Source organism: Vicinamibacteria bacterium, from assembly GCA_035620555.1.
In the GTDB taxonomy this organism is placed as follows: Bacteria; Acidobacteriota; Vicinamibacteria; order Marinacidobacterales; family SMYC01; genus DASPGQ01.
In genome coordinates, this window is sequence record DASPGQ010000522.1 from 1 (window position 1) to 8,584 (window position 8,584).

An 8,584-nucleotide genomic window follows, 5' to 3' on the forward strand; every position below is an offset into this window, starting at 1 on the left:
GCTCCAGGTCATGGACCATGCCGCTCTGACGGACAATACCGGCCGGAAAGCCGACTTCCGTCAAGCGATCTTGATCATGACCTCCAACGCGGGATCGCGAGAGATGGACGCGCTTTCGATTGGCTTTGCCAGCGACCGGGCCCGGGATGCTCCGTCTCGCGCCAAGAAGGCAATCGAGCGCCTGTTCAGCCCGGAGTTTCGAAACCGGCTCGACGGCATCATTACTTTCGACGCCCTGAGCGAGGAAGTCATGGAGACCATTGTCGAGAAGTTCATCCTCGAGCTCGAGGCCCAGCTTCGCGAGCGGCGGGTCGCCTTCACGCTCCTTCCCGAGGCGCGGGCCTACTTGGCCAAGAAGGGCTACGATCCAATGTACGGCGCGAGACCTCTGGCCCGGCTCATCCAAACCGACGTGCGTGATCCCTTGACCGACGAGATCCTGTTCGGAGAGCTGGAGCACGGCGGCACCGTAACCATCGGTTACGACGGTGAGAAACTTTCGTTTGCTTTCGACGCACCGAAGGTTCCCGCCGAGACGGACACCGATGCCAGTCTACCTGCTGGGTAACGAGATCGTCTTTCCCCCCGCGGATCACGCCGAGCAGGGACTTCTCGCCGTGGGTGGCGATCTCTCGCCCGAACGCTTGCTTGCCGCGTACTCCGGCGGCATCTTTCCCTGGTACTCGGACCGCGATCCGATTCTCTGGCACTCACCCGATCCCCGTTTCGTTTTGACGGCCGAGACCCTGCGGATTCCGAAGCGCCTGCGAAGGCGGCTCAACGCGAATCCTTTCCGTCTGACGATGGATTCCGCGTTCGGGGAGGTCATCGCTCGCTGTGCTCGAGCCAGAAGGCCCGGACAGCGAGGGACTTGGATCACGGCCGAGATGTCGCGTGCCTACACCGAGCTACACCGCCTCGGGTTCGCCCATTCGGTAGAGGCCTGGTCCGACCGGGTGCTCGTTGGCGGGCTGTACGGTGTGTCTCTTGGAGGCGCCTTCTTCGGCGAATCGATGTTCGCCACGAGTCCAGACGCCTCGAAAATTGCCTTCGTGATGCTCGTGCAGCAGCTCGAGCGTTGGGGTATCGCCCTCATCGATTGCCAGATCGAAACCGGACATCTGGCACGATTCGGCGCCGTAGCCTGGCCCCGCGATCGCTACCTGAGGGAGCTCGAAGCAGCGCTATCGAAACCCACACGACGCGGCCGTTGGGAGTGGGATTGGGCTCCGCACGATTCCTAGGAACCTCTAGGGCTCGACGCCCTGTCGCGCCGCCTTACGAAATGCGGGCCAAATGGGCCGTCAAATACGGAAGGTGCATGAGCCCGGGTTTCGGTTTTCATCCCTCGGGAAATGCAGGGCGCTCGGCTCCCGAACTTACGTTCCCGAGGGGACACTCTGGTCCGGCGGACTCATGATGTTCCCCTTTCCTTAGTTCTTGTTTTTGTATAGCCCCGTTCGAGTGAGATGTCAACCGCTTTGTTCAGAAACTCGCAGCCGCGAGAACACCCCCATCGACCACGAGATTCGCGCCGGTGATGAACGCGGCCGCGTCCGAGGCGAGGAACAGGCAAGCGTCGGCGACTTCGACGGGTCGGCCGAGCCGCCCGAGCGGTGCACGTTGACGAAAGGCGTGAACGCCCGAAGGCCAAGCCTCCTCGATTCCTTCCCGCCAAATGAGGCCGGGAGAAACGGCGTTCACCCGGATGCCGTGGCGTCCGAGCTCGAGCGCCGCCGAACGCGTGTAGGCGAGGACTCCCGCTTTGGCCGCGCAGTAATGACTGTGGCCCGATGCCGGCTGCAGTCCTTCGATCGACGCGACATTGACGATCGCTCCCGGCTTGTTACGGGCGATCATCCGCCGAGCGGCAGCCTGGGTGCAGAGATGCACTCCGGTAAGGTTCGTTTCGAGGACGTCGTTCCACTCGGACAACGTCTGGTCCAACAGAGCCTGCACGGGGTAGATGCCGGCGTTGTTGACGAGCACGTCGACTTCGTCGGCGTTTTCGAACAGGCGCTCCACGTCCTCGGGGTTGCGCACGTCGGCGAGCTCCCGCGTCGCGGCGACGACCGACGCGCGTGCGGAGGCAAACCGCTCGGCGATGGCCTGTCCGATTCCGCGCGCCGCGCCGGTGACGACGACCCTCTTGGAATCGAAATCGATGTTCATGAACTGTAGTGGCGTGGCTCGAACCGCGGTGTGCAGATGCAAAAGAACACGAGGTCTTCCGTCCCCCGATTCGCGATTCGTTGTGTCTTGCCCGCGGGAATCAGTACGATGTCGCCGGGACCGACGTGGGCGGGATCCAATCCCTCGACTTCCACCATTCCCCGTCCGCTCAAAATGACGTAACGCTCGTCGACCGCGAGCCGGTGAAGCTCCGTGATCTCCCCCGCCTCTACGCGGGCGAGGGCGATCGAGACCTCCGGGTCACGAGAGTCGTTCCACATCTCGGCGATGAAGCAGCGTTCCTCGGTGAACCTCTCCTCACGGCCGGCCTTCAGGACGATCTCGGCCTTCATTGGCAAGAGTCTACTCCGGACGCTGACCGAGTTTCATGGCGTTAGCGCAGCCAGTTTGCCCGAGCCCGTGTGGGCCGCTACCATTACCGCACATGGTTCTCCTGCTGTGGTTGCTTCTCGGTGCTCAAGAAGCCGAACGGGTGTGGACTTGTCCCGTCCACCGGGAGATCACCGAGACAGTGGCGGGCGAGTGCCCCATCTGCAACCGCGAGCTCGAGGAGACTTTCGTTCGCAACGCCTACAGCTGTCCCATCCACCCGGTCGTGTCCGAAGAGCTTCCCGGCCAGTGTCCCATCTGCGGGCGCGCGCTCTACCTCGTGAGCCTCGAGGTGAGCTACGCATGTCCCATGCATCCCGAAGTTCGAGAGCGTTCTGAGGGATCTTGCCCGATCTGTCATATGGCGCTCGTCGCCGAGACTTCGACGCGTCCCCATCAAGATCACTATCCGAAGCACGGCGGTATCTTCTTCATGGCGCCCGACAACTGGCACCACCTCGAGGGCGCCTACCCCGAGGAGGGGGTGTTTCGCGTGTACCTTTACGACAATTTCTCGCAGTCGATGGATGCCAGGCGATTCCGGGGCCGGGCCGTGCTCGAGGAAGAGTTCGACGCGGAGCTGAAACAGACGCGGGAGCTGGTTGCCCATCCGCTCGTCCCTGCGCCGGATGGCGGCTATCTCGAAGCCCGCGTCGGCAAGCTTGCTCTGCCCCGCGAGGTCACCGCCAAGATCCAGTTTGCATCCGAAGGCCCCTTCGAGCGGTTCGATTTTGTTTTCGCAGATCTCTCCCGGGAGGGCGAATCCGCGGTGACGGCGTCGGACTCCTCCAGCGATGCGCTGGTGATTCCGGAGGCGCCGGCGGATATCGCCGTGGCGATTGTCGAGCGGAACGAGATCGTCCGAGATCTCGTGGCCACCGGCGCTTTCGCCGAAGTGTACGTTCCGGCGCTGGAAGCAAAAGAGCTCGCGATCGCTCTCGAGGGGCACGTACTCGAGGCGCCGTCCGAGCTGCGCTCCGAGCTCGAGTGGGCGGTCAGGCAGCTGGTGCGTTCCGCGTGGCTTCTCGACGATTACGGCGACCTCGGAAACCGGGAAAAGGTGCTCCTAGCTTACCGCCTCTTCGACGAAGCGACGGAGGGGATCCAGGGTATCTACGCGAAATGAGAGTCGGAACCGCTCTCGCATTGGCGCTTTCGTGGGCGGCCACGAGCGAGGCGCACAAGCCGTCGACGACCGAATTCACCTACCATCGAGATATCTACCCCATCTTTTTCGAGAAATGCGGGTCATGCCACCGAACCGGAGGAGTCGCCCCGATGTCGCTTCTGCGATACAAGGACGCCTATCCTTGGGCGGCGTCCATCAAGAACGAGTTATTGAAGCTCGCGATGCCTCCCTGGTTCGCCGATGAACGCTACGGAACGTTCAAGCACGGGCTAGGACTCACCGGAAAGGAGCTCGACACCGTCGTCGATTGGTGCTTGGGGGGGACGCCGGAAGGCGACGCGGTCGAGGGGATCGGCGATGAGGAAGCGGCATCCGGATGGCCGCTCGGCGAGCCCGATCGGGAGCTTTCGATGAACGAGCCCGTCATCCTTGGCCCGGAGCAGTCCGAGGCCGTGCGCGAGCTCAGGCTCGGGGAGTTGGCCCAGGAAGGGCACCTGCGGGCCATCGATGTGAGACCGGGCGCTCCGAGCGTCGTGCGATCGGCGCTCGTTTTCGCCGGGGACTCGTTGATCGGGGCCTGGACCGCGGGGACGAGACCCGAATCGCTGTCGGGTGGACGCGGCTTTCGCGTCCCCAAAGGCTCCCCGATCACCCTTCGATTGAGGTACCGGAAGACCTGGCTCGACGAGGGAAGTACCGTCGAGGACGTCTCCACCCTCGCCCTTTATTTTCAAGATGAGATCGAAGCTCGGGTCGAGCCCCTGAGCGTCGATCCCGGCGGTCATACGCTGGAGCGTGATGTCGAGGTGCTGGCACTGGTGCCACGCGTGGAGGAACGAAGCCCGACGTTTCTGGCCGAAGCAACCAAGCCGGATGGCTCGCGAGAACCGCTCATCCGATTGAACGAGCCTAACCCCGACTTCCCCCGCGCCTACTGGCTCGAGACACCTCTGTACTTGCCGAGCGGCACCCGAGTCGACTCCTCCCACTCACTGGTTCTGAACGTCGTTTTTCGATAGCGCCGTTCGCGGGCCCCGCAGTCTAGAGTTACTCAACGCCCTGGCGGGACCCGCCATCGACCAGCCGCCACGGCTCGGGATGCTTACGGCGCGGCCAGCGCGCCGGGCTCGCTCCGCTCGCGCAGGGGTGGGTTGAGTTTTTTCATCACCCTGCCAGCTCTCAAATCAGCAGACGGTAGGCGTGGAGCAGCATCGCCGCGTAGGCGCCACTGACGAGGTCGTCGAGGACGATGCCCCACGGCCCGCTCAACTGGCGATCGATCTGCCGAGCCGGAGGCACCTTGATGATGTCGATGACCCGGAAGAGGAGAAACCCGACGACCGCCGTGTGCCAGAGAGGACCGTAGGGATAGAGCAGGGGCACCATTAGGTAACCAGCGACCTCGTCGAGGACGAAATGGCTCGGGTCTTTCTCCCGCCAATAGTCGACCGCCCACGGGGTCAGAACGTGATTAGCGAGGATCGTGGCGATCAGGGCACCGAGGAGAGCCCAGGGGAGCATGGCCCGAGAAAGAGAAAAGAAGGCGACGACGTGGATGACGACGCCTAGAAGAGCTCCGAAGCTTCCCGGCGCGACAGGAGCGAGGCCGAGCCCTAGAGCACTCCCGACGGCGAGGCGAATGGTGTCGCGCGCGTCCATGGGAGAAGCATTCTTTCAAACCGACGGCGTGGAAGGCCAGAAGAATTGATCATCCCGCTGGCCAGGCGGCCGAAGCCACACGCAGGTAGTTCTCGCCCAGGATCTTGTGAATATCGTCGTCGGTGTAACCCCGCGCCCCGAGCCGGTCGGCGAATGATGCAATCTCCGCGTAATCGGAAAACCCGTCGAGGTTGCGACGCGGCGAGCGAGGATCGCCCGTGACCTTGTCAGCGTACTCGGCAAAGGGGTTGCCGTAGTCCGGTGCGCCCCACGGGTCGGGCTCGTGCAGAGGATAGCTTCCCAGCGACATGTCGGTACCGATACCGACGTGATCCGTTCCGCCGGTGAGGTTGGCCACATGGTCGATCATGTCGATGAACTCGTCGACCGTCGGTTGATGGGCCGTTCCCGGTCGCATCACCAACGGGCCCCAGGGGGCAAGGCAGATCACACCGCCTCTCGTGGCGCAGGCGCGGATCTGCTCGTCGTCGATGTTTCGCCGGTTCGGCGCGATGGCGCTCGGGTTCGAGTGGCTGAATACGACCGGGTGAGAGCTCCGGTCGATGAGCTCGAGCGTCGAGCGCTTCCCGGTGTGGGTTCCATCGAGGAGGATGCCGACCCGGTTACATTCCTCGACGACACGTTCGCCCAAGCGGGAGAGACCTCCTTCGGTTCGGTCCAGGCACCCGTCGGCGAGTTGGTTCGTGGCGTTATATGCGAGCAGAAGCTGGCGGAGTCCGAGTCGCGCCGCGGCTTCGACGCGATGCAGCTCGCGCCCGATGAAGTCGCCCCCCTGGGCAGCGAGGACGAGCGCCGCCTTCCCGGTGGCTCTTGCGTGGCGGATCGACGCGACGGTCTGTGCGACGAGGAGGTTCTCGCGGCCGCGAGCGAGGCGATGCCAATCGCTCAAGTCTCGGACGACGTCGGCAAACTCGTCGTGAGGACGGCAAGCCGTAACCACGTACGCCGTGACCCCATGCCGGTGGGCTTTGTCGAGCTCGGCATCGGGCCAGATCTGCATCGTGGCGTCGACGAAGAGGTACGAAAGCTCCTCGTCGAGCACCGTGTGGAAACCGCCGTGACGTCGGTCGTTCATGAGCTTCACCTCTGCCCGCTCGCGCAGGCTGGGCTGTACTTTTTCATCAGCCTGCTACCCGCGGTCGGCGTCCAGGACGCTTCCGAAAGTGGCCGCCAGTACGAAGACGACGGACCCGTAGTAGATCCAAATGACGAAGAATACGAGGCCCCCGAGGGCACCGTAGAAACGCGCGTAGTCCCGGGCTTCGGTGACGTACCAGGCGAAGACCCATTTGGACATTTCGAACAGGATGCTTCCCGCAAGAGCCGCATCCACGAGGCTCCGGCGACTCAGCGTCTTCGCCGGAAGCAGACGAAACAACAGATAGAAGAGCGCTCCGGCAAACAGGAACGTAAGGACGCGCGCCAGAATGGCCCACCCCGGCTCGAGCCAGGAGCGGGGAGCGAGGCGTGAAGCGATCTCCAGAGAGAGCGCTAGACCGGAAGCCAAGCCGACGGTCAGGGCGAGGAGACCACCGGTTCCCAGCATGGCCAGGAAGTCGGCTCCGAATCCTCGGAGAAAAGTCCGGCGGGTCTCGACGGAGAAAACGACGTTGAGAACGTGCCTCGCGGCACCGAAGAGAAACGTGCCGAACAAGAGGAAAGCTCCGAGCGTCACCAGGCTGAGTACGCCCCGGTATGCCGCAAAGCTCTCGATCGTCTCGATCACCGCCTGCTCCGAGGCGGGAAACAATTCCTCCACCAGGGTTTCGACCTCTGCCATGGCTTGAGTCAATCCCTCGAGAACGTAACCGAATGCGGTGACGAAGAGGAGAAGGAGCGGAAAGCAGTAGAGAACGACGTAGAAGGCGAGGCCGGCGCCGAGGAACGTCCCGTTGAGCTCCGAGAACTTCCGCGCGGTCCCGGAGACGACTCGGAAAGCGCGGCGGCCTGCCTCGAGGCTCGACACGGTGCGACAAGCTCAAACGCGCGGCATCGATTCGAGGAACTCTCGGAGCTCTTCCGGCTCGAAGTAGAACGGCCCGATACCCCCCTTGTAGAGGATCCTGCCGTCCCGGTCGACGACATAAATGCGCTCTGGCCACGCCGCGTAGCAGGCGAGTGCGGTATTGCGGATGTCATCCACCAGGGTGTCGGTCTCGACGCCCATCCGATCGACGAAAGTCTTCGCCAGCTCCTGGCGCGCCTCGAATGTGTTCGGCTGGGAATAAACGACGTCCGACTCAACGTTGGAGTCCATCTGCCATTCGTCCTCGGGATGGGCTTCTTTGATATAGATGATTACGAATTTGGCGAGGCTGGAAAAATCCTCACGTAGCTTCTCGATCTCGGCCAACCTGGCTCGAAACGGCGGTCACGTGTAGCTCCCGAAGATGAGCACCGCGGGTCTTTCCGCGTAGAAGTCGGAAATGCGTCTCGAGCCCGACCCATCCACCGCTCCGAGCTCGAGGTCCGGGGCAAGGTCTCCAACGGAGAGCGACCCTTCCGAACGAATGTCGAACTCGTTGTAGCGAATCCAGGCCCGCTTCATCGCCTCGTAGTATCCCCAGGCACCGATCGCGACGAGAACAAGGCCGATGAACCCCCTCGTCAACCATTTCTTAGCGGTATTCATCCGGTGCACGAGGATATGTTGGTGCCCGCGAGAAAGCAAACAGAGTTCGGTAACAACGTCCATTGTAAAGTCGGCAAAACTGATTCCGTTCCGTACTAAAATGTAACGGCGGCGGTTGGGGAACGACGTGACGAAGAAGCGATCCGAGGTCGAGGCTCTCCGTCGCTTCACCGTGTTCCTGTTCACGATGGGAGCGTTCGGTGCGGGCACCGAGCTCCTTCTCCTGGGGCACATCGAGGATACTTTGCAGCTCGTCCCGCTTGTCTTGCTGGGACTCGGTCTTCTCGCGCTCGTCGGGCTTTGGCTCCGGCCCCGTCCGTCGACCCTGCGGGCTTTCCGAGCCCTGATGGTCCTTTTCACCGCGAGCGGATTCGTCGGGGTCTACCTGCACTACCGGACCAATTCCGAGTTCGAGCTCGAGATGTACCCTTCGCTCGCCGGACTCGATCTCGTATGGGAATCGCTGACGGGAGCGACTCCGGCTCTGGCTCCCGCGACTATGGCATACTTGGGGCTGTTGGGGATGGCGTCAACGTACCGTCACCCGGGAGGAGGGATGTCGTGATGCGCTCGTCTGGATG

11 protein-coding genes and 1 pseudogene are annotated in these 8,584 nt (G+C 62.9%); 5 read left to right on the plus strand and 7 right to left on the minus strand.

The annotated features are described in order from the left end of the window. Positions 1–568 (plus strand): AAA family ATPase (locus tag VEK15_21175; protein ID HXV63225.1); only part of this gene is annotated, 568 nt, incomplete at its 5' end. After that, a complete protein-coding gene (gene aat / locus VEK15_21180; protein ID HXV63226.1) occupies positions 546–1,244 on the plus strand; it encodes a leucyl/phenylalanyl-tRNA--protein transferase in 699 nt (232 codons plus the stop codon). The genes VEK15_21175 and aat, both read left to right, overlap by 23 nt. Before the next feature lie 241 nt (positions 1,245–1,485). On the opposite strand, the gene VEK15_21185 is transcribed toward aat, so the two are convergent. Continuing rightward, positions 1,486–2,172, minus strand: a complete 687-nt coding sequence (locus VEK15_21185) for an SDR family NAD(P)-dependent oxidoreductase (protein ID HXV63227.1) — start codon at positions 2,170–2,172, stop codon at positions 1,486–1,488. Further along, on the minus strand, positions 2,169–2,525 hold the full coding sequence (locus tag VEK15_21190; GenBank protein ID HXV63228.1) for a cupin domain-containing protein: 357 nt from the start codon (positions 2,523–2,525) through the stop codon (positions 2,169–2,171). The genes VEK15_21185 and VEK15_21190 overlap by 4 nt, the downstream gene beginning before the upstream one ends. A 92-nt stretch (positions 2,526–2,617) precedes the next feature. Here VEK15_21190 and VEK15_21195 point away from each other — a divergent pair, with 92 nt between their 5' ends. Then, the gene (locus VEK15_21195) at positions 2,618–3,688 is read left to right on the plus strand and encodes a heavy metal-binding domain-containing protein (GenBank protein ID HXV63229.1); all 1,071 of its coding nucleotides are present in this window, start codon (positions 2,618–2,620) and stop codon (positions 3,686–3,688) included. After that, a complete protein-coding gene (locus VEK15_21200) occupies positions 3,685–4,710 on the plus strand; it encodes a cytochrome c (protein HXV63230.1) in 1,026 nt (341 codons plus the stop codon). The genes VEK15_21195 and VEK15_21200 overlap by 4 nt, the downstream gene beginning before the upstream one ends. Positions 4,711–4,870: 160 nt before the next feature. On the opposite strand, the gene VEK15_21205 is transcribed toward VEK15_21200, so the two are convergent. From VEK15_21205 to VEK15_21225, 5 genes and pseudogenes are all read right to left on the minus strand, one after another. After that, positions 4,871–5,350, minus strand: a complete 480-nt coding sequence (locus VEK15_21205) for a phosphatidylglycerophosphatase A (GenBank protein ID HXV63231.1) — start codon at positions 5,348–5,350, stop codon at positions 4,871–4,873. A gap of 49 nt (positions 5,351–5,399) precedes the next feature. After that, positions 5,400–6,446: a membrane dipeptidase gene (locus VEK15_21210; protein ID HXV63232.1), complete on the minus strand. Its 1,047-nt coding sequence runs from the start codon at positions 6,444–6,446 to the stop codon at positions 5,400–5,402. A 54-nt stretch (positions 6,447–6,500) separates the two neighbouring features. Continuing rightward, entirely contained in the window at positions 6,501–7,337 is an 837-nt protein-coding gene (locus tag VEK15_21215) for a YihY/virulence factor BrkB family protein (GenBank protein HXV63233.1), read from the minus strand. Positions 7,338–7,349: 12 nt separating this feature from the next. Then, a pseudogene (locus VEK15_21220) lies at positions 7,350–7,730 on the minus strand (deiodinase-like protein). Between the two features lie 12 nt (positions 7,731–7,742). After that, on the minus strand, positions 7,743–7,982 hold the full coding sequence (locus tag VEK15_21225; GenBank protein HXV63234.1) for a hypothetical protein: 240 nt from the start codon (positions 7,980–7,982) through the stop codon (positions 7,743–7,745). A 148-nt stretch (positions 7,983–8,130) separates the two neighbouring features. Between VEK15_21225 and VEK15_21230 the strand changes: the two genes are divergently transcribed. After that, the gene (locus VEK15_21230; protein ID HXV63235.1) at positions 8,131–8,568 is read left to right on the plus strand and encodes a hypothetical protein; all 438 of its coding nucleotides are present in this window, start codon (positions 8,131–8,133) and stop codon (positions 8,566–8,568) included. Positions 8,569–8,584 lie beyond the last annotated feature (16 nt).